Source organism: Mesorhizobium sp. CCNWLY176, assembly GCF_037153935.1.
Lineage (GTDB): Bacteria > Pseudomonadota > Alphaproteobacteria > Rhizobiales > Rhizobiaceae > Mesorhizobium_M > Mesorhizobium_M zhangyense.
This window is the reverse complement of record NZ_JBBBDZ010000023.1, coordinates 1-21,231: the sequence shown is the minus strand read 5'-3', so window position 1 is coordinate 21,231 and position 21,231 is coordinate 1. Positions and strand designations below refer to the sequence as shown.

Annotated in this window: 19 protein-coding genes; 10 read left to right on the top strand and 9 right to left on the bottom strand. The window is 58.3% G+C overall.

Annotated elements, in window-relative coordinates:
• Positions 1–17 precede the first annotated feature (17 nt).
• Genes WBQ96_RS26195 through WBQ96_RS26185 form a run of 3 tightly spaced genes read left to right on the top strand, consistent with a single transcriptional unit; the run spans position 18 to position 2,147 of the window.
• The gene (locus tag WBQ96_RS26195; protein ID WP_336552728.1) at positions 18–491 is read left to right on the top strand and encodes a YbaK/EbsC family protein; all 474 of its coding nucleotides are present in this window, start codon (positions 18–20) and stop codon (positions 489–491) included.
• A 46-nt stretch (positions 492–537) separates the two neighbouring features.
• Positions 538–1,698, top strand: a complete 1,161-nt coding sequence (locus WBQ96_RS26190; RefSeq protein WP_336552730.1) for an iron-containing alcohol dehydrogenase — start codon at positions 538–540, stop codon at positions 1,696–1,698.
• 5 nt (positions 1,699–1,703) lie between these two features.
• Positions 1,704–2,147, top strand: a complete 444-nt coding sequence (locus tag WBQ96_RS26185) for an acyl-CoA thioesterase (protein WP_336552732.1) — start codon at positions 1,704–1,706, stop codon at positions 2,145–2,147.
• Positions 2,148–2,452: 305 nt separating this feature from the next.
• On the opposite strand, the gene WBQ96_RS26180 is transcribed toward WBQ96_RS26185, so the two are convergent.
• From WBQ96_RS26180 to WBQ96_RS26155, 6 genes are all read right to left on the bottom strand, one after another.
• Complete coding sequence (locus WBQ96_RS26180; protein ID WP_336552734.1) at positions 2,453–2,764, bottom strand: hypothetical protein; 312 nt, start codon at positions 2,762–2,764, stop codon at positions 2,453–2,455.
• Between the two features lie 40 nt (positions 2,765–2,804).
• Positions 2,805–3,338 (bottom strand): hypothetical protein, encoded by a 534-nt coding sequence (locus WBQ96_RS26175; protein ID WP_165113922.1) that lies wholly within the window; start codon positions 3,336–3,338, stop codon positions 2,805–2,807.
• Positions 3,339–3,362: 24 nt separating this feature from the next.
• A complete protein-coding gene (locus WBQ96_RS26170) occupies positions 3,363–4,568 on the bottom strand; it encodes a hypothetical protein (RefSeq protein ID WP_336552736.1) in 1,206 nt (401 codons plus the stop codon).
• A gap of 62 nt (positions 4,569–4,630) precedes the next feature.
• A complete protein-coding gene (locus WBQ96_RS26165) occupies positions 4,631–5,413 on the bottom strand; it encodes a TfuA-like protein (protein WP_336552738.1) in 783 nt (260 codons plus the stop codon).
• Positions 5,403–6,584 carry a YcaO-like family protein gene (locus WBQ96_RS26160; RefSeq protein WP_336552740.1) on the bottom strand — a complete coding sequence of 394 codons (1,182 nt, stop codon included), beginning with the start codon at positions 6,582–6,584 and terminating at the stop codon, positions 5,403–5,405. The genes WBQ96_RS26165 and WBQ96_RS26160 overlap by 11 nt, the downstream gene beginning before the upstream one ends.
• 15 nt (positions 6,585–6,599) lie before the next feature.
• Positions 6,600–9,635, bottom strand: a complete 3,036-nt coding sequence (locus WBQ96_RS26155) for an ATP-binding protein (protein ID WP_336552743.1) — start codon at positions 9,633–9,635, stop codon at positions 6,600–6,602.
• A gap of 266 nt (positions 9,636–9,901) precedes the next feature.
• On the opposite strand from WBQ96_RS26155, the gene WBQ96_RS26150 reads away from it, so the two are divergent.
• Complete coding sequence (locus tag WBQ96_RS26150; protein ID WP_336552745.1) at positions 9,902–10,843, top strand: phosphoribosylaminoimidazolesuccinocarboxamide synthase; 942 nt, start codon at positions 9,902–9,904, stop codon at positions 10,841–10,843.
• Positions 10,844–10,898: 55 nt separating this feature from the next.
• Here the strand turns inward: WBQ96_RS26150 and WBQ96_RS26145 are convergent, their stop codons facing one another.
• On the bottom strand, positions 10,899–11,957 hold the full coding sequence (locus WBQ96_RS26145; protein ID WP_336552747.1) for an isopenicillin N synthase family dioxygenase: 1,059 nt from the start codon (positions 11,955–11,957) through the stop codon (positions 10,899–10,901).
• Positions 11,954–12,913 (bottom strand): LysR family transcriptional regulator, encoded by a 960-nt coding sequence (locus tag WBQ96_RS26140; RefSeq protein ID WP_336552749.1) that lies wholly within the window; start codon positions 12,911–12,913, stop codon positions 11,954–11,956. Before WBQ96_RS26140 ends, WBQ96_RS26145 begins: the two co-directional genes overlap by 4 nt.
• A gap of 222 nt (positions 12,914–13,135) precedes the next feature.
• Between WBQ96_RS26140 and WBQ96_RS26135 the strand changes: the two genes are divergently transcribed.
• Genes WBQ96_RS26135 through WBQ96_RS26120 form a run of 4 tightly spaced genes read left to right on the top strand, consistent with a single transcriptional unit; the run spans position 13,136 to position 17,791 of the window.
• Complete coding sequence (locus WBQ96_RS26135; RefSeq protein ID WP_336552750.1) at positions 13,136–14,251, top strand: BMP family ABC transporter substrate-binding protein; 1,116 nt, start codon at positions 13,136–13,138, stop codon at positions 14,249–14,251.
• Entirely contained in the window at positions 14,251–15,804 is a 1,554-nt protein-coding gene (locus WBQ96_RS26130) for an ABC transporter ATP-binding protein (RefSeq protein WP_336552751.1), read from the top strand. The genes WBQ96_RS26135 and WBQ96_RS26130 overlap by 1 nt, the downstream gene beginning before the upstream one ends.
• Positions 15,797–16,852, top strand: coding sequence for an ABC transporter permease (locus WBQ96_RS26125; RefSeq protein WP_336552753.1), 1,056 nt, complete (start codon positions 15,797–15,799; stop codon positions 16,850–16,852). The genes WBQ96_RS26130 and WBQ96_RS26125 overlap by 8 nt, the downstream gene beginning before the upstream one ends.
• A gap of 15 nt (positions 16,853–16,867) precedes the next feature.
• Positions 16,868–17,791 carry an ABC transporter permease gene (locus tag WBQ96_RS26120; protein ID WP_336552754.1) on the top strand — a complete coding sequence of 308 codons (924 nt, stop codon included), beginning with the start codon at positions 16,868–16,870 and terminating at the stop codon, positions 17,789–17,791.
• Between the two features lie 1,222 nt (positions 17,792–19,013).
• Here the strand turns inward: WBQ96_RS26120 and WBQ96_RS26115 are convergent.
• The gene (locus WBQ96_RS26115) at positions 19,014–19,280 is read right to left on the bottom strand and encodes a hypothetical protein (protein ID WP_336552755.1); all 267 of its coding nucleotides are present in this window, start codon (positions 19,278–19,280) and stop codon (positions 19,014–19,016) included.
• A 307-nt stretch (positions 19,281–19,587) separates the two neighbouring features.
• Between WBQ96_RS26115 and WBQ96_RS26110 the strand changes: the two genes are divergently transcribed.
• Both WBQ96_RS26110 and WBQ96_RS26105 read left to right on the top strand, forming a co-directional pair.
• A complete protein-coding gene (locus tag WBQ96_RS26110) occupies positions 19,588–20,157 on the top strand; it encodes a hypothetical protein (RefSeq protein WP_336552756.1) in 570 nt (189 codons plus the stop codon).
• Between the two features lie 141 nt (positions 20,158–20,298).
• Entirely contained in the window at positions 20,299–21,066 is a 768-nt protein-coding gene (locus WBQ96_RS26105; RefSeq protein ID WP_442920855.1) for a DUF6236 family protein, read from the top strand.
• Positions 21,067–21,231: the final 165 nt, after the last annotated feature.

The window sequence follows — 21,231 nt, the reverse complement described above, 5'->3', positions numbered from 1 at the left end:
GGCAGAGAAATCTCACCATGGCCGGCAGCATCGAACGCGTCACTGAAGCAGCGGCCGCCGCCGGGCTCGAGATCGAAGTCCGCCGCATGGGTGCTTCCACGCGCACGGCGGAAGAAGCAGCCGAACAATGCGGCTGCAGCGTTGCCCAGATCGTCAAATCACTGATCTTCCAGGGAGAGAATAGCGGACGGCTCTATCTCTTCCTGCTTTCCGGATCTAACCAGCTCGACCTTGCCAAGGCAGCGGCTTTGGCCGGCGAACCGCTCAAGCGAGCCGATCCACGCTATATTCGCGACGAAACCGGCTTTGCCATTGGCGGCGTTTCGCCGATCGGTCACAAGGCGGCCATCCCGGCATTTGCCGATCGATCACTGTTGTCGTTGCGCCAAGTCTGGGCCGCAGCCGGCGCGCACGATGCCGTCTTCGCCGCCGAACCGGAAGCCTTGCTCACAGCCGCACGCGCAGCCATAGCCGACCTTGCGGCAGGCTAGAAAAGCAGGCATGTGAAAGGTGAGAAATGCAGCCGAGGTCCTTGTAATGTCTTCCTTTATTTTCAGTACGACTGCCTCCATTGTCTTTGAATCCGGCTCGGCAGCACGCCTCGGAAAGATCGTTGGAACGAAGTTGGGCGGCTCCGTTTTGTTCGTGACTGATCCGGGTCTGCGCAGGCTCGGCCTGTGCGATCCGGCCATCGCTTCGTTGCAGGGAGAGGGGGCGTCAGTCGCAATTTTCGATGCGGTCGAAGCCGATCCGTCGCTCGCGACCGTTATGAAGGCCGTGGACGCGGGACGCTCGGCAGGTGCTACCGGCGTCATCGGCTTCGGCGGCGGGTCTTCGCTCGATGTCGCCAAGCTTGCCGCGCTGCTGATCGGTTCCGGCGAAAACATCGACGATGCCTGGGGCGTCGGCAACGCCAAGGGTCCGAGGCTGCCGCTGGTGCTGGTGCCGACCACGGCGGGCACCGGTTCTGAGGTGACGCCGGTCTCCATCATCACCGTTGGTGACGAAGAAAAGCGCGGCGTTTCCAGCGCCGTAATCCTGCCGGACATCGCCGTGCTCGATGCGCAGCTGACGCTCGGCCTGCCGCCGGCAATCACGGCTGCGACCGGTATCGATGCGATGGTTCACGCCATCGAGGCCTATGCGTCGAAGAATGCCAACAACAATCCGCTGTCGAAAATGCTGGCGAAACAGGCGCTGCAACTGCTCGGTGCCAACATCGAAACGGCGGTATTCGATGGCGGGAATGTCGAGGCCCGCGGCGCGATGCTGCTCGGTTCGATGCTTGCCGGACAGGCTTTCGCCAATTCACCGGTGGCTGCCGTTCATGCGCTGGCTTATCCGATCGGCGGCACGTTCCACATTCCGCACGGGCTCTCGAATGCGCTGGTGCTGCCGCACGTGCTGCGCTTCAACGCGCCGGATGCAGCCCATCTCTATGCCGAGATCGCCGCCGACGCATTTCCGCATCTGGCACGCGAGGAAAGCACGCAGACCCGTTGTACGGGCTTCATCGAGGAACTGGCAGCGCTTTCGCGCAAACTGGGGCTCCAGCCGCGCCTGCGCGATGTCGGGATCGGCGAAGAACATCTCGCCAGGATGGCGTCGGACGCGATGAAGCAGCAGCGGCTTCTGGTCAACAATCCGCGCGAAGTCAGTGAAGCCGACGCGCTGACGATCTACCGGGCGGCATGGTGAGGAGCATGAGCGAACGGGCTTCACCATCTCAGCGCGCCTCGTACAAGGCGTTCCGCACCATCGGCACGCGCTGGATGGACAATGACATCTACGGCCATATGAACAACGTCGTGCATTACTCGCTGTTCGACACCGCTGTGAATGGCTGGTTGATCGATGCCGGTGTGCTCGACATCCATGCCGGCGACCAGATCGGCCTGATGGTCGAAACCGGCTGCCGGTATTTTTCGGAGCTTGCGTTTCCCGACACCGTGACCGCCGGCATCCGCGTGGCAAGGCTCGGCTCGTCGTCCGTGCGCTATGAGGTCGGACTGTTCCGCAACGACGAAACTCACGCTGCGGCCGAAGGCTTCTTCGTCCATGTCTACGTCGACAGGCAAACGCGCCGGCCGAAACCGCTCAACGATCGTCTGAGGGATGCTTTGGCCGCGATTTTCGTTGAGGGCTGAAGGTCGATCTGACACTGGCTAAGGTCATCCGGAAGCAGGAAAACGCGCTATTCAACCATCATTAAGTTCCATAATCTATCTTATGCGACTTATTCGTATATTGCGGGCAGATTCCATTTTCAAATGCAACAGAGCCATGGTTTCAGCAGATCGCCGGTCGCACGCGGCTGGAGCGTCATCCGATCTCGGTCAGCCACGAGACGATCTACAAGTTTGCGTTTTCGGCCGACGGTCGCCGGGCGGCGGGGTGTTAGCCACCCTTCCCTACATAGCCCTTCGATCCATCAGCGTGGACGGAAGCGTTTTTACTGGTTCTCAGTTATCACCCTTGCGAGATCCTGAACGGTATCAATAACCGGCCAAATATTGACTTGGTTTTCCCAGACATCAATCGTCTCGTCGGTCAGTGTAATTCCACTTTTAGTCTCGACCATGCGCAATCTTCCTCGGCCGCCGGTGGTTTTTGTCGCAACGTCCAAGATTAACGGATTTGGAGATTGTTTATCTGTTTTTTTGTATTTTTTTGTCGTCCCAAGTTGATTGCCGTCGTCGTATTGGTCGTAGATTGACAGATCTTCTGTATCGCGCCCGAAGCTGATCTTGACGGTAATGGTCATGTAAGATGCTCCTCTTTCATCCAACCTGATTTGCGCGGGTTCAATCCCGTGTCATTCGCCCACCTCGATGGGCCATCCTCACGGTGATGGAGTATGAATTGGGCGCTCTGACACCTGGCAGATTGGCGTCCAGAATGAGCGTTTTCGCATCGTTGAATGCCGTTGCGAGTTCCAGCATCTTCGTGTCCGCCATGATGCGCCACATCCTGTATTTGGGCGCTGGAGAAGTGGGGGCGCCCCCTGCTTTCGCGGCAGGCGTGGAAGCTTTCTCGAAATCGTATCCGCAACCAACCGGATCCTCATCTTTGGAAACGGTGACAACGAGGAGACGGACCCTGTCGAAGCGGTAACAATAACCCTCATATGCGTAGCCATAAGCCGCAACAATCGAATAGTTATTTCTGCTTACCAATTTATTTCTATTGAGTTGAACTCTCAGTTCCTGTCCGTCACCTGCATAGATATCGGCATAATCTTCTTTTCTATTTAGCTTGACACCATAGAGGAAAATCTCCTCCGGGATGAATATGCCTGTACTCGCGGGGGCTGGAATGTCGCAATTGTCTTCGCTCATGGTCACCCTCTCCTTTCAGAAAATTCACAGTATTTCCCGCCATCTGAAGCAATCTTCGAATTGATTGACATTCGAGCGGCCGCGACCGAGTTCCGCCTCATGCAGAAACGCGGCAGCGGCGTCCTCGAAATTGATATGGTCCGGATCAAGCGTCCTCCAGGAACGGATCATCGCTTCACCTATGATGTCCCTGGCATCCGTCAGCGCGGCTTTGGTGGCGAAGTGCCTGAACCTGTAGTCCGACTTCGTCGCGCTCAGGCGTTCCTCGATCTGCGATACCGGCATCTGCCTGCGCAGGTCGCTGTATTTACGCGGGTCGAGCCGTGAAATTCCCCGGTCGAACAAAAGCGACTGATGTACCTCCAGAAGACAATCGAAGAGCGCTCCTGCAAAGGGTTTCGAGCGGTCATGCACCTCGAAACTCACGTCATTCAGACGAAGCGAATTGCTGAAATTGCGGAGCTGGCTCTCGTCGCCTGTCTCGGCAAATCTGTCTAGTTCATTGTGGATGAGAAGATTGCCGCCGGTCCGACGCAGGACGCGGTCCAGCGCCGTGTCGAAATGCAGCAGACCGAGCAAGGATATGAAGTCGGCTATCGCCTCGTGATAGCAAAAGAAGTCGGGCCCTCCTTCCGTGAACTGCGGCAAGCCGAGTTCGCTGAGCAAAACGAGATGCCCGACTTCATGTGCTACGGCGTCGAAATTCAAGCCGTAGCAGAACTGATGGTCGGCATCGTCATTTTCACCCAGTTCGAGAAAACCGAAACCTGATTGTGCGTTGTCCCAGCCGGGAATAATCGGCACGATCTCCAGTCGTTCGACCATCGGCGCGAAATGCCATGGAATTTCGCGCCCGATATAGCCTTCACAGATGTCGAGCACACGGCGCACGCAAGCGTAGACGTGAGCGCTGAGGAAGTTGAATGTTCCGGGCGTCAGATAATCGAAATGCCTGTCCGGGCCGGGTTCTACCGGTGGCCGGATCCTGCCTGCATAGGGAGGCATTTCGGGGAATTTATATGGAGATTTTGGTTCGACCGGCTCGGCGACATACATGCGGTGGTCAGCAGGTCCGGCGGCAATCTCGCCGGGACTTGGAGCGAGCCAAACGACTTCAGGGTGTTCATAGCCACGGACAAAGGGCGGTTGCGGATAGACAAGAAAACGTGTTCCAAGATTTTTCTCGGAATTCTTGGCAGGATTATCTATCGGCGTCGTAAGAGTGTTCATTCACACAGCGCCCTGCAGCGCTGTAATTTCTCACGGTTACATTAGAATGTCATTGATTATTGTTAATTTATGCGATCCGATGGTTGACCATACTTTACGTAGTCGTCCCAATACGATGACGACTCCAGATCAATCGCCCACGCCTCCGTAAGTGTAAACGCGGTGTCTTCCTTGGGACGGATTTGTTTGCCGCGATCGGCAAGGTAACGCAGCAGGCGCACTGCATCGGCTTGCTTGCGATCAACGAGATTCCCAGGTAGCCATCGCTCAAAAGCGTCAAGTTCAGACGATAGCGATAGGCCTGCAAGTCGGGCCGTAGCAATCACTTGCGCGTAACGACGATCGACAAAGTACAGGGAACGGGCGGCTTTTTCCAGCGCATTGCAGGATAGCTGGCCAATCACACCATGGCGAAGCGCCTTTTTGAAGGTGAGCCTCATATTGATAAGAGCATCCCCCAACGGCACTGATCCAAGCTCTTGCGGAGCCATGGGCACCGCTACTTCCTCGTCGTCCGCAAGCGGCGTACGCCGATACCAACGATAGACGAAGCCATGGCCGAACATGCCATTTGGCGCGAGTTCGGCAGCCCTGAGTGCTCCCATGCTCGAAGCTCCGTGAACTTCGACACCCGCGGCCATTGCCCAGAGAATTTCCTTGTGCCGAACGGCAGGACGCTGGGCAAAGACGCCGTCGATGATCGCCACGACGTCCGGGCGGTGGTCGACGACTGCCTTGAAAACACTGCCCTGCTCTGCCGGCGGCAGATAAAGCGCGTCGAGATGTTTCCGCGCCAGTGTTACGGGCAGGGTCGGCCCAAGAAACACGACAACATCACATGCCATGTCCGAGTTCCTCGGGAGAGGTTCTGAGGGGCGGCGCGACAACCCTGACGACTGCGGCTGGTATGGATTGGTCGACGAAAAGCGGCACCACCACGACAGCCGTGGCACCTGCCGAGCGCAAGGCGTCGATGATGACTTCAATCCCCGGACGAGAAACCGGGATCGGATCAGGCGGCAGCGGCGATCCCCTCGCCCCAAGTTGCTTCCGCCATGAGCCAAGCTGGTGCCGGTCGAAGCTGCCTCGGTACAGATCGATCGTCACGTCCTCTCGTGCGCCTGCCATCGTCGTCAGCCGCGACCGGCAGGCTTCCAGCAGGGCCTTCGAAAGAGCCTCATCATTCGACAAACCGCAGGCAAAACCCTCGGCTGGCAAGGGCGCAAGTTCCATCTGCCCCTCGCCTTCCATCACGTGACACCAGTAAATCGGAAGCCCGTGGGCAGATGGGATTGACCAGACGCCCGTTTCCATGCCTGACTGACGCAGTCGCGCGACGATCTTGCCCGGCGCGCCGCCAACCAAACTGGCCGTCTCGACCTGATAGCGATCAAAAAAATGGGGTTTGCCTAAAGCCCAGCAGCGCGCATCACGTTCCAGAATTTCCAGGCATGCATGCCTTACGGCTTGAAGGACGTTTGCTCCAGCGGCCAGCCCTGTCGTGTTGCGCGGCAGCCAGGGCGCATGTGGAGACGGCAAGGTGTAGCACGCATCGACAAGCGCCAGGGGAACGGAGCATTTTCGGCTTGAGAGAATGTCCCAGCCGTCGATCCAGCCGAGGGGCTCCAGATCACAACCCTCGGGCATAAGCGCCCACAAATCTGCCCACATATCCGCATCCGGACAATTTCGGACCGTAACGCTTCGCACTCTCTCCCGCGAAACGTGTTCGGCCGCCCAGTTTTCTATTCCCTCCATCAGGGCAGATATCGCCGCCTGCTCGACTGTCAGTCCGCTACCCTGGCTTACCACGACCGAGCGAGCGTCCGGCCGAACGGCTTGAGCCACAGCTATTCCGATCCGATCCAGGCCGGTGATCGATCCGAGCCGCGATATTCCAAACTCTTGACGCCTGTCCAAAACACGCTGGATCGTCTCCCCGATATTTGGAGGCGCGCTGACTAGCGCCTCCGAAAACTCGAGGAATGAGGGATGCGAGTTGTCATACAATCTCACTTGGCGGCCCGTTCGCTATCGAGCAGTGGAGCCGGCTTCCAAATCCCGCAAGTCCGATTGCGCCCTTTTAGCCAGCGCGAAAGCCCCCTGCTTGAATGCCATGTCATATGCACGCTTGAGATCACGCCTTGTCGCGGCTGGATTGGCTCCGTCGGCCGCACGAAGCTTGGCGCGGCGCCTGTAGAGTTCAGGCAGCCAGAAAAACTGTCCGCCCTTCACGCTCTCGGCAACGCCCCTTTCCAGGGCGTTGAGGGCTTCGGCCCTCAGCCCAGCCCGCTCCAGCAGTTCCGACTGCATATCCAGTTGTATGGAGATGTTGTCGTCCGTCCCGATTTTCTCCTGCAGCCCAAGGCCTTCGTGGAACCGTCGGATTCCGGCTTCGAAGGAGCCGGAAAGAGCCTCGGCCCAGCCACCGAACATATCCGCTTTCGCCCTGCTGGCGGCCATGGAATGCCGATCGGCAAGGTCCTTCATACGGTTGGTCAACCGAAGGACGTCATCGTGCCGGCCCTGGCACCGTCCCTGGACGACCGCGTAATACAGGGCATGCAGAAGGCTGCCGACGTGATCGGTCTCTTCTGCAGCGCTCAAACACGCCTTTATCGCCCGCTCGGAACCGGGAAGGTCATCCATGAACGAGAGGGAGAGTGCCTTCTCCCCTAACCCGCACACTTTGGCATCATGCCCGCCATAGATTGTGCGGTTACGAAGCGCGCGTCCGGCGTCATACAGTTCAAGGCCCTTTGCCACGCAGCTGAGGCAGAACTCGTGTTGAGCTGCGTTGAAATTTGTTGCCCATGCACAATGAAACGACTGCAGTCGGACCTCGGGATCCTGCGCTTCCCCCATGTCGTTAAGCAGTGTCTGCGCGCGTGCTCGCTGGGCGGTTACATTGGGTGCTGTAAACCACCAGCCCCAATATAGCGCAAAGCGCCTTCCAGGGTCGCCTCCCCCCTGCTTTCGATAGATAGACAGCGCTCTCTCGTAGATGCGGCGTGTCTGCTGCGAGCCTTCTCCCGACAATGCCGCGGAGACGACACCGCGAAGTTCCAGGACATCCAGCTGAAGTTCAGTTTTTTTCTGTCTCTTGGAAACCCGCGCCAGCTGTTCTTCAGCCATAGTCAGCAATGTGTCGGCTTCAGACATTGCCGACCTGATCATGCAAGCTTCTGCAGCCTTTGTTGCATAGGCGGCGGCATCCAGATGCATGCCGGCCTGTGCACAATGCCAGGCAGCAAGTTCGTGCGCCATGCCGGTCGACTCTCCGCCGGTCAGAAGACCTGCGATGCGGGTATGCATTTGGCGGCAATCCGTCCGCAGTAAACTTGCGTATGCCGCCTCCTGGAGAAGCGAGTGACGAAACCTGTAAATCGTTCCTTGTGCCGAGGTCTTCGTTTCAAGAATGCCGTGTGCGACGAGTTCGGTAAGTTCCGCGTCCGTATTATCGACAGCTTTTTCGGGCCCCAGGAGCCGCGTGAGAAAGGACATGCCAAATTCCCGGCCTATGACACTGGCCAATTGGGCAGTGCGGCGGGTGTTGCCGACATCCGAGAGGCGGGCCGACAGCAAATCGTTCAGGGATGTGATGCCGCTCTTGTTCAGCAGATTGTTCCAATCCGCCGCCGTCGTGCCGGCTGCGGCCCTGCGCTGAAGAAACATCGCCAGCTCTTCAGCGAAGAGCGGAACACCGTCGCTCTTGTCGAGAATGAACTGTGCCAGCCCTGCCGGGAGAGGCCCCTCCCACAGCGAAACCAGCAAGTCTGTCATCGCGCCGGCGGTCAACCCGGAAAGGCGCACCGTTGTGGAGAAACGCTCTCGATCGTCATTCCTGGCAGCCAGGTGCCGCGACGTTGCGACGATCAGCATGGCGCGGTTCCGGCAGCCTTCGCCCAGGCGGTCGATCAACTCCCATGTCATGCTGTCGGCCCAGTGAACATCCTCGAAAACGAGCAATTGAGGCTTGCTGTCGGCAAAAACGAACAGCAGTTCGGCAGCCGCAGCGATGGCCTGTTCCCGGAAACGCCGGGCCGATTTGTCGGATGACTGAAGATAGCCGGTTGCTTGCCGTGTCTTTGCGGCCGCAAATGCAACAAGCGGTCGTGCAACTTCCTTGCTGACCGAAATGCCGATGGCCGTCAGCCTGTCACAAAAAGCGGTGGCATCCCTTTCGATCCATGCCTCGCTGCCCAAAAGCAACTCCAGATAGTTGAGAAGCGGGTGCAATGGCCGGTTGGTAAAGCGCAGATGGCATTGGAGAACGCGCTCCTCACCGGAGTTGTTCGCACTGATTTCGCGTCGCAGTTCGGCGACGAGACGGGACTTGCCTATCCCTCCATCGCCTACGATCGCCAAGGAATGTCCTTTGCCGTAGCAGGCTTTGCTCCATGCGCGCCGCAAGATACCCAATTCGGCGCTCCGTCCCTGCAGCGGTGCTTCCGGGCGTCTGGAAATCGAAAAGCGGTCGTGACCGGAACGCGTTCCCGATACCTGCCAGAGAGGGATTGGCTCACTGAATCCCTTCAGATGGGCATGTTTGATGAAACCGTATTCGAAGCTTCCGCGGGTGAGTTGGTAGGTTGAATCCGACACGAAAATGGAATTCGGGTGAGCCTCCGCCTGCAGTCGCGCGGCCAGTACCGGAGCCGTTCCTATTATTTCTCGCCCATCGGCGGAAATCACAACCATGCCGGTGGCGACGCCAACGCGAAGTTTCACGCCGGGCTCTCGTCCTTTGCGTGGTCTGCCGCATCTTTCAACCAACGCCAACGCCGCCCGAACCGCCTTTTCGGCGGCATCCTCGAACTGCATCGGATATCCGAAATAGCTACACCCGCCGTCCCCCAGCTCCTGGTGAAGATATCCGTTATTCTCCTGTATGATTGCCATCGCCGTCCTGTGGAACACGCTGACAATATTCGAAAAGTCTTCCGGGTCACTCCTTTCAAGCATCTCCGTCGACCCAACGATGTCATAAAACAGAGCCGTTACTTGCCGTCTCTCGCCGGAGAGTTCGATGCGGGGATCGTCTCCATTCAACCACAGCGGATGCATTCAGCTATGACACCATCATTCGTAGTATTTCGTCACAGTTTGACGTCGACAACAGAATTTCTGCTATGAAGTCGGAATTTGTAGATAGTTTACTTTGCTCGCACGAATGAATGCTTGCAAGCAGAACTGTAACAGGCCGACAGACGGCCGCACCGATCAACGCTGTTGTTCGTCTTGTCCTGCGAAGAGACTTTCCTGATTGATATGGTCACGACCGAAGGTGTATGCGACGGCGTTCCCCGCTTTCCGGAAGGCAGAAAAATCACATGCGCGTCCTGTCCGATGCTTTCATCCCCGAATTGCCGGGCCGCTATCAGGGTAAAGTCCGCGAAAACTACGACTTGCCGGACGGGCGACGCATCATCATCGCCACGGACCGTCTCAGCGCCTTCGACACCATTCTGACCTCGATCCCGTTCAAGGGAGAAATCCTGACGCAGACAGCTCGATACTGGTTCGAGGAAACTGCCGATATTTGCCCGAACCATGTCCTCGAATATCCCGACCCAAACGTTGTCGTCGGCACTCGGCTCGACATCCTGCCTGTCGAGATCGTCGTACGCGGCTATCTGGCGGGAACCACCAGCACCTCGATCCTGACCAAATACAGGAAGGGCGAGCGGGGCATGTATGGGATCATCCTGCCGGACGGGTTGCGCGACAACGAGAAGCTACCGGAAGTGATCATCACGCCGACGAGCAAGGCTTTCGATGGCGGTCATGATGAGCCCCTGTCCGAGGACGAGATCATCGAGCAGGGTCTTCTCACGCAGGCGCAGTGGGACACCGTGTCGAATTACGCCTTGCAGCTGTTCGACCGGGGCCAGGCGCGCGCCGCCGAACGCGGCCTCATCCTCGCCGACACCAAATATGAATTCGGCTCCGACAAGAACGGCAACATAATCCTGGCCGATGAAATCCACACGCCCGACAGCAGCCGCTACTGGATCGCGGCGAGCTACGAACAGGCACTGGCAAGCGGCAGCCGGCCGGAGAGCTTCGACAAGGATTTCATCAGGTCGTGGGTCTCGGCGCGGTGCGATCCCTACAAGGAGCCGATCCCGAAGATTCCCGACGAGATAGTTCAACAGGCCTCGGCGGTCTACACGCAGGCCTATGAGACGATCACCGGCAACAAATTCGTGCCTGATATTTCCGGGCACACCGTGCTGGATCGCATCCGCGCGAACCTTGAGCGCTATTTTTAAGGGCAGATTTCGATGCGCGGCCATAGGAACGGCCGCGCATGTAACGATTATCAGCTTAAGTGGCAGTATCGGTGGCTTCGCTTTGCGCGGCATAGTGCGCAAATGTCGCCATGAAGCGGCCGTTGACGTACTCGCCCGAGGTGATCGGGGGGTACTTCGCAGGGTGAGCCTCATCGATGCAACTGGGAAGCCCCTCGATTAGGGCATCGTAGTTCGGACCGAAGAAGAATGGGATCGAATAGCGTTCCTTGCCGGAGCGGTTCACCGCGCGGTGGACGGTCGAGGCGAAGAGGTCATTCGTCCAGCGCGCCATCTGATCTCCCACGTTGACCACGAAGCAGCCGGGAATGGGATCGGCCGCAATCCACTCGCCGGACGCGTTCAGCACCTGCAGGGCTGAAATGCCTTCCTTCTGGGCCAGGATCGTGAAGCACTCGTAGTCCGAATGTGCCCCGATGCCGATCTGGCGGTCATCGATCTCGCCAAACTGCGGCGGATAATGCAGCACCCGCAAAGTCGCGAGCGGCTTGCCCACCAGCTGGTCGAAATACGTCTCCTCCAAATCGAGAGCCAGAGCAAAGGCATGGAGCAGACGGCCACTCAGTGTCAGCATCTCGGCATGGTAGGTTTCCAACGCCTTTCGGAATTCCGGCTTGCCCGCCGGCCACTGGTTGGGACCGTAGAGCACCTTGCCGGCCTTCACGTCGGGATCGTCGGTAGGAACGTCGAGCGCAATGTCATAAGATTCGTGCAGGTCGCCACGCGCGGTCGGGTCCGTATTCTCCTCCAGCAGCGCCGCGTAACCGCGATTGTTCTTCGACTTGGAAACGTGGTTCTCCATCTTCACGTCGTCGGATTCGGCGAAATACGCCTCCGCGACCCCAAAGGTGGTATCGATGACGTCCTTTGGAACGTGATGGTTCTTGATATAGAGGAAGCCGACTTCCGTGCAGGCCTTGCGCAGTTCCTGGGCGAGCTTTTGCCGGGCCGCCTCATCGCCCGTGAACATGGGCTCAAGATCGATGATCGGGATCTTGTCGAAGCTGACACGCTGCGGGTCGAGCCCTCCCCCTTTCATTGCACGCGCGCCGTTGCCGGTTTCAAGTACCTTCATTTTTCTGTTCCCTTTTCTTGCTTGTTTGCATCGAAGATTGTCTCGACGTAGTAGCGCGGCCCCGTGAAAACGAAGCCGGGCGAGAAGTAGCGGCCGCAGACATCCATGAAGGCGGCCATCTTGCGCGACGGAGCGTGCGGACGCGATATGCGGATGCTGACGCGCTTTTCCGCAGACTCCCATGTGTCGAGCAGCGGAATGAGGTGACCGCGTTCACACTCGATCGTGGTGAAGAAGTGCGGCAGATAGGCGATGCCCTCGCCCGCAACGGCGAAGTACTTGATCGTCCAGTAGTCGTTGGCGATCAGGTTGCTGCGCGGCAGGATGCTTTCCTGCGCGGCACCCTTCTGCAGCCGCCAGTGCTGCAAGCCCGCCGAGGTGCGATAGACGATGCCTTGGTGGTCCACCAGATCGGCAGGTTTTTGCGGCATCCCGGCGCGCTCGACATAGTTCTTGCTGGCGAAGAGTGCGAATTTCGCGGTGGAGAGCGTTTCGCCACCTTCGATGCCCTCGTCCCATGAAATCACGGCGTCGAGCATGTCGAGACTCTCCGGCGCGTAGAGAACGTGCGGCGAAAAGAAAGTGAGCTCGATTTCCACCTTGGGATAGAGCTTTCTGAACGCCATGAGCATCTGCGTGTAGTAGGCCGTGCCGAACTCGCCCGTGGCGCCGATCCGCAAGGTTCCGGTCACGTCGTCGCTCAGTTCCGTCACGGCGGCCCGCGCCGCATCACAGCCTTGCAGGATCTGACGAGCATGCCCGAGCAGGGTCTGTCCTGCGTCAGTCAGCAACAGCACACGCCCGGAGCGCTCGAAGAGAGCGACTTTCAGATCGTCTTCAAGCTGCTTCAGCCGGAGACTGAGCGTGGATTTCGGCAGGCCGTACAGCTTCGCCGCAGCGGACAATGACCGCAGTTCTGCAATTTTGACAAATGATGCCAGCGCATCGGTGTTCATTTGATCGTTCACATTTCTGCACAAAATGCCCAAAAAACAGGCATGATTATTTTTGTTGCATGAACGAACGTAATCGGCTGTTATGCGCTGCACAAGAGCCAATTCGCTTTTGCCAAATCAAAAAAGACGCTCCGGCGGCAACCGTCACCGTGCAGGGAAGCCGCGCGGACGCGGCATGCTTTCGGCTGAGAAAATCAAAGAAAAACAAAGGGGAACCACGAAATGAAAGAGCGCAACACGAAGCCGTCCGCTTCAGCTCGTCTGTTCGCGGCAACGGCCGCAGTTCTCGCTTCCTGTGCCGCCTCGGGCGCTTATGCCTTTACGCTGGAAGGCGCGCCCAAAGTCGCGTTCATTTACGCAAGTTCGGCGCAGGACGGCGGCTGGAACGAAGCCCTCGAGGCCGGCCGCAAGGCCGTGGAGGAGCAGCTTAAGGTGCCCGTCGCAGTGACGGAAAACATTCCGGAAGAGGCCACGAAGCTACGCGCGGCGATCGATCTCTACGTCAAGCGCGGCTTCAACATCATTATAGGCACCACCTATGGCTATAGCGCCCCGATGGCCGAAGCGGCCAAGGCCTATCCGAGCGTGGCGTTTCTCAGTGCCTCGGGCACGGAGAACGGGCCCAACATGGAAAGCTTCTATGCCCGCACCTACCAAGGCTGGTACCTGGCAGGCATCGCGGCAGGTCAGGCGACGAAGACGAAGAAGATCGGCATCCTCGCCGGATTTCCGGTCGGCGTGGTGAACTGGGATATCAACAGTTTCGCGCTCGGCGCCCGCTCGGTCGATCCTGCGATCGAAACGGTCGCGGTCTTCGCCAACTCCTGGTGGGATCCGGTGAAGGAAGGGCAGATCGCGCAGGCTATTCTCGATCAGAAGGCCGACGTGCTCGCCACCAATCTGAGCGCAACCTCCGCACTCGACGCCGCCGAAAAGGTCGGCGTGCCATCGATAGGCTTCCAGCTCGACATGTCGCATGCCGCGCCCAAGACGATCCAGACCTCCGTCGTCTTCCGCTGGGAGAAGTACCTTGTGCCGACGATCAAGGAGATCATCGACGGCAACTGGAAACCCGAGGAATTCGGCGCCTTCGAAGGCCTCGAAACCGGCGTGGTCGAGCTTGCTCCCTTTGGTCCTACGGTTTCCGAGGAAACCAAGGCAAAGATCGAGGCTGCAAAGCAGGACATCATCGCAGGCAAGCTCGATCCGTTCCAGGGTCCCCTGAAAAAGCAGGACGGCACCGTCGTCGTCGATGCCGGCGGGAAGGTCGACGATGCAGCACTCTGGTCGATGGACTATTTCGTCGACGGCGTGATCGGCACCATGCCGGCAAAGTAATGACGACAGCTTTGCAGCAAGCAGGCGAAGGAACGCAACGACCGCCGGGTGCACCGGCGGCGCTGCAAATGCGTGGCATCGGCAAGTCGTTCGACGGCAAAGCAGCACTTCGTGATGCGTCCTTCTGCCTCGAATGGGGGGAAGTGCATGCCATCGTCGGTGAGAACGGTGCAGGCAAGTCCACTTTGATGAACGTGGCGGCCGGCGTCTATGTAGCTGACGGTGGCTACCAATCGATCGATGGCGAAGCGATCAGTTTGCGCAGCCCGCTGGAAGCCGCCGCCGCTGGTCTCGGCATGGTGCATCAGCATTTCCGGCTGGTCGAGAGTTTTACCGTTGCCGAGAACGTGCTCCTCGGCCTCGGCCGCAAGTCCAAGGTGAAAACGCCGGCCGATGCGGCGGCGATCGTTGCCGCCAAGTCGCGAGAAATTGGCCTGCCCGTCGATCCGCACAGACAGGTGGCAGACCTTTCGATCGCCGAACGCCAGCGTGCCGAGATCGTCAAGGTCATGCTTCTGGGCGCCCGAATTCTGGTCATGGACGAACCGACGGCGGTGCTGACCGACGAGGAGGCGCGCACGCTCCTCTCCTTCGCTCAACGGTTGTCGAGGCAAGGTCACGCCGTGGTTCTGATCACGCACAAGTTCCGCGAGGTTGCCGCTTTCTGCGACCGGGTCACGATCATGCGGCACGGAGAGACGGTGCTTGACGGTGCGCGCGTCGCCGACCTCACCGAAGCCGAGGTGGCGCGGCTGATGGTGGGCGATGCCTTGACGGTTGCCGGCAGTCCATCATCCCGGCCGGGCGATGTGTGTCTGCGCGTGGAAGGGCTTTCCGCGCAGGCGACAGCTCACCGGCAGAACCTAGACGATCTGGCCTTCGAGCTGCATGCCGGCGAAATCCTCGGCATCGCCGGCGTCGGCGGAAACGGCCAGGAGGAACTCGTTGCCTGCCTTCTCGGGCTCGAAAAAATCGATGCAGGCGCGATCATGCTCGACGGCGAGGATATTTCCGCCGCAAGGCCGGGCAAGCGCCGCGAGGCCGGCCTGCGCATCATCCCCTCTGACCGCTTTGACAGCGGGTTGATCCGGGAGCTTTCCATTGCCGACAATCTAGCGCTCACGACCATCCCCGGCGGCAGCTTCGGCGGCCCGTTTCTCCTGCGGCGGCGGGCGATGCGCGAAAAGGCCGCCGAGGCCATCGAGGCGTTCGATATCCGTGGCGCGACGCCAGACCGGCCGGCCTCTCTGCTCTCGGGAGGAAACGCGCAGAAAGTCCTGCTGGCGCGGGAACTGGGCCAAGGCCTGAAGGTTCTGATCGCGCATTCCCCTTCCCGCGGGCTGGACATGAAGGCGACCGAGTTCGTTCGATCCTCGATCCGCAGAGCTGTCGAAGCCGGCGCGGCCTGCCTGCTGATCAGCGAGGATCTCCAGGAAGTCATGTCCCTCTCCCATCGGGTGGCCGTCATGAACAGGGGCACGATCGTCGGCTGCCGTCAGGTCGGCGATGTCACGCCTGAATGGATAGGAGGCCTTCTAGCAGGCCATGCTTGATACCGCTTTCCTCGTTCGCAGGCAAAATCCCGGCTTCTTGTTGACCAGCCTCAGCTATGCAGGCGGGCTGCTCGCCGGGCTGACGGTTTCGGCGATGCTGCTCGTGCATGCGGGCGTGCCGGCGAGCGCCCTTGTCGATGAGTTCCTGATCGCCACGTTTCTGACCTCGGATGGTCTCTCCCAGACAGCGACGGCCGCCTTGCCTTTGGTGCTCGTCGGCCTGGCCTCCGCCGTTGCCATGCGCGTGCGGTTCTGGAACATCGGCGTGGAGGGCCAGCTGTGGCTCGGTGCGATCGCGTCGACGTGGGTGGCGCTGAACGGCATCGGGCCCGAAGCGCTGAGGCTGCCGACGATGTTCGTGCTGGCAGCACTCGCGGGAGCCGGCTGGATTGCGATTTCGCTCTTTCTGAAGCTCAGATGGGGCGTCAACGAGGTCATCTCGACGCTGCTGCTGGGAAGTGTGGCGTTTCTGCTCGTGCAGCATCTTCTGTTCGGGGTCTGGAGAGATCCGGCCAACAGCTTTCCGGTGACCGCCACCTTTCCCGAGGCGAGCTGGTTTTCCATTCTGGGATGGGGGCAGTTGCACACCGGAATCTTCCTGGTTGCCGGTATCGCACTGTCCGTCTGGTTCGTGATGGAACACAGCCGTGCCGGCTTCTACGCCGATGCGGTAGGCTTCAACGCCAAGGCCGCGCTCGCCACCGGCCTGCCGGTGCTCAGAACAGCCGTAGGGCTCGTGCTGCTCTCCGGCGCCCTATCAGGCGTTGCCGGCATGATGATCGTGGCGGGAACGGAGCACCGCCTCAACCAGTCAGTCGGCAACGGCTATCTCTTCAGCGCGATCGTGATCGCATATCTGGCCCGCGCGAAGCCGCTGTGGGTGGTCGTGGTCTCTTTCGCGCTCGGCGCGGTGTTCACCGCCGGGAATGTCCTGAAGGTTTTCTACTCGATCTCGGAAGCCATGATCGTACTGATGCAAGGCACGGTGTTGATGTCGATTTTGATGGCGCAGTTCTTCAGCACCTATTCGCTCAAACGGCCGAACTAAGGAAGAGATGGTCGCATGGATTTTCTGATCGGCTGGATCGCCATCATTCCGAGCTATGCGACGCCGCTGCTGCTGGCGAGCCTCGGCCTCATCATCTGCGAAAAAGCCGGTGTTCTCAATCTCGGAGCGGAAGGGTTGATGGCGGTTGGCGCGATGACCGGCGCGGTGACTGTACTTTCCGGAGCTGATCCCTGGTTTGGCCTAGCCGCCGGTTCAGCGGCGGCGATGGCTATGGCGCTGCTGTTCGGAATATCGACAGTCGTCTTGCGCGCCAATCATACGCTCGCCGGCCTCGCCGTCGTCGCGATCGGGCTGGGCATTACCGGCGTCGTAGGGCGCCCATACGTCCAGAAAACCTTTTCGGGCATTCCCAATCTTGGCGACTTCTTCGGGATAGACCGCGGCTCGGCATTGGGGCGCATCTTCGCGGTGCAGGACCCGGTGACACTGGCGCTGCCGATCCTGGTCGGCGCGCTCTGGTGGTGGATCTCCAAGAGCCGACATGGTCTCAGGTTGCGGTCCGTCGGGGAAAATCCTGCCGCGGCAGACGTCGCGGGTATCGACGTGCAACTGGTTCAGTTCGGGGCTGTCCTGGCATCCGGCCTGCTTTGCGGTCTTGCCGGAGCCTATCTCTCGGTTGCCACAAGCCATGTCTGGGTGGAGGGAATGGTCGCCTCGCGCGGCTGGATCGCGGTCGCGCTCGTCATCTTCTCGCGCTGGAATCCGGCCCGGGCTCTCTGGGGCGCGCTTCTGTTCGGAAGTGCGGATGCTCTTGTACCCAGGCTGCAGGCCATAGGTGCCGACGTTCCCGTCTATCTCATGATGACGTTGCCATACCTGCTGACGCTTGTCGTGCTGGTGGCAGGCTCAATGAGCGGCCGGCGCTCCGGCGAGCCCGCCTTCCTCGGCAGGGTCTATTTGCGACAAGACAAGCAATAGACATATCGCCGAGGAACAGAGGCTGCCTGCCGCTGAAATACGCTGACAGGAAAGTTGACGGCACGCCAAAGAAGGCTATAAGCAAGCCCGCCTGACCGTATAGTTGCAAACTGGATTGCAAGCATCTCTCCCTCGAATTGGGGTCGAGAAAATTGCAATAGTTTCAACGGTTTGGAGGGATGGCCGAGTGGTTTAAGGCACCGGTCTTGAAATTCGCTTACAGGCATATTTGCACGTACCTCGTTGTCCCGACAAATCCCGAAATATCAATCAGATAGAGACGCCCCCTCACCTATCTGTCACGCCTTGTACTTTACCGTGCTACCGAGTTCGGTAGCAAAATGGTAGCAAGAGGTTCACGATAGGTTCTTTCAAGATCGCTGGTTCAGGTCAACACAGTGACTCAGGTCCGCCGCTCCAACCTTCTTCTCGGAAGGAGGAAGGTTCTGGCCCGCCCGGTCAGGTCAACATCTTTGATGTGGTGTATCCACGAAACCCGTCAACATGACGCTCTCCGAATTGAATGGTATGGCTTCTTACCTCGAAGGCCTTTTGATCTCAGGAGGATAAACTCTCCTCATATGCAACTAAGGGAATTTGCACGAGCGGCCGCTTTGGCTCAGCGACAGCGCGCCAGGTTTACGCGGCTTGGTAGGACGTTCTCCGGCGCTCTTATGTGGACAACTGACGAGGAACATCTCTGCCGATCTCTCCATCCAGACATGGCTGCATTGGCGAAGGCTCTGCCCAACCGATCGCGTCAAGCCATAGGTTATCATTGTCGCGTAATGGGATTAAAAACAAAGAATATCAAACACCAATGGACGGCCGCTGAAATAACGCGGTTGAGGAAGCTATACCCGCGAGCAACTATCGATGAGATCAAGTTAGAATTTCCGCAGGTTACGTGGAATGCCATTCAGATGCAGGCTAGGCGACATGGACTCCGGCGGCCAAAAATTCCGTACGTCTCATCAGGTATAGAAATAGTCGATGCAATTCGCGATCGTTGCAGATCTCTAGGGTACACGATGCCTGACGCAGACGCCCTGTCCGGCTCCAAATGCTATTTTAAAAGCAACAAGTGGCGGCTTTACATCAATGCGAAAGTGTTAGCCAAGGCCGTAAGAGCACTAGACGGCGAGTTACGAGTCCGTTGGAATGACTAAGAGTTGACGCCCACCCTGCCCTTTGACACCCTAGGCGATGGGTAAGGAGGGGATCAATGCACAAGCAATATCATCTTGGCAGGCAGCCCATCCCAGATGGCTTCCGGCTGTGCGAGGAGCGGCTGGGCATCCCTGGAATTCACTACCACCGCGCCGCGGCACTCGCGTTTTATCGAGCAATGGTCCGGCGATTGGAGTTCGAGCTCGATCCTAAAAATCATGATCTCGACATATCCGTCTCCGCCGGCATCTGGCGCGGTTTTCGCGGGGGACGAAGCCAAGCTGTTTTCGTTTTTCCGAAAACCAATGTTCCAGATCATCGGACCGAAGGATCGGTTCCACAGCTATCGCTCCTAAGTCCGTGGCCGGCCAGAACGACATCGCCGTCGGTAGCGGGCGGAATTACAGCCGTATCTGGCGCCGCAACTTACCGCAAGAAACCTTCGACTGCAGCGAAAGCCCGCTTGCCCTGCCCAGGGTCGCAGGCCATTCTGTTTTTCCACGGGGGCTTCGGGGATGAGAACTGCGTTTTTTGCGTTTATAGCTGTTGTGTTCGCGTCGCCTAGTATAGCGGCAGATCAATGGCCGGATTCCTATTCTCGACGCGAGTTCAAATTGGGGGTGAGCTTGAAGGCATTCAAGCAAACGCCATATCCCGACGAATCCGAGGCCCCTGGTGCAGCACCTGTTTGCTCGAATGACAAACGCGCAAACGATAGCGGATACAGTTCTGTACCCTTGTATAGCGACGCCTTTGAAGCTGCCGGCATGGTCAAATGCGTTTTCTTTTACGACGCGCCAATGTCTGGAGGCGCACCAATGGCCCTTGAAGCCGGCGTAGGCCTAGCAGGCACCCGCTTAAACACGGAATTCTACTTCATCCCTGACGATCGTGGAACGTTGCGGCTCTTTTGGATCATAACAAACGGGCCGGCGGAGATATTCAACTCACTTCAGCAGACGATGAAAAAGGCGTACGGCGAGCCTCGACACCGAGTTGAGGTATGGCAGAGCCAGGGGGGCAATAAACTCGACAACGATATCTACACCTGGTCAAATTCCTCCAGCCAGATCGAGTTTCGCCATTTCGGGAACCGACTTACCATCTTCGAACTGCAGCACACTCTAACCTCACTCTGGGACAAGCTCAGTAAAATCCTAGATGATCTCGATACCGAGGCTGCGAAAAAACTCTAGGTCACCATCAACGGCATCGCCCCGGCGACCGACCGGACGAAGGGCAATCGAAGCGGCTGTGAACAACAAATGGGGGAAGCCATGAACCAAGAACGAGGGCTGGTAGTTTCGCCACCCATCCAAATCAGCGGAAACTCCGCAATGATCGAGTCCACTGATTTGGACCCGCAAGAACTGCGGATGTATTTGCTGTTTTGGGACAAACTGGATTTCCCCGAACAGAACTATATACAGTTTGGGCTGGCTGCCGATGCAGAATACCTGATTGATGCCAATGTCTTGCAGCGAACCAAAGTTACTCCGCCAAGCGGATGGGGCTCAGACATCTTGCGCAACGCACATGTAGAAGCGTTCAAGACTCTAGACGCGCGCGAACCTGGGAAATGGAGTTTGGCGACTGGAGATCGCTCAATTTCCTTTCCTGAACACACGCTCGATATTGGCCGTGGTGCTCTTGTCAGGATACATCAAGCAATCCCAGTTCCCAACCGGGACGTTGCCCTCGCCGATATATTGGAATTCCGAACTAAGCGAAGAGCTGAGCTGCTTTCCCTGCGTCATCACCTCGAAGAGGTTTACCAAAGAGTAATCAGTGCCGGCGATGGCCCGCTCGCATGGAATACAGAGATTGAAAGACTGCAAAACTCGATAGGCGATCACATAAAGTCCGCTCGTGAAGCGAAATTTAAATTCCGCCTTGCAGATATCAGTGCAAACTTGAATTTGCTTCCAGTTGGAATTGCCGCCCTCGCCGCGCACACTTTATCGTTGCCAATGATTTCGGCACTACTTTCAAGCATTCCTAGTGCACTTTCCCTCAGTGTGGGGTCAGCTCTTAAAGGGCGGAATGCAATCCCGACGCCCTACAAATACGTTTCATCATATCATCAAGAACTTTTCTTTGTCTGACAACGAAAAGCAAAAAAACGCCACCTCTTTCGGAGCAGCGGGCATCATGTTGCTGGCATTGTAAAGAAGATCAGCGGCCGGGCGGTGCTGACCTGCCACTGAACTTTCATCCAGCGGCGATTAGAGCCTCGGCCGTTTTTGATCCGATACCATTCTTTGGACCGC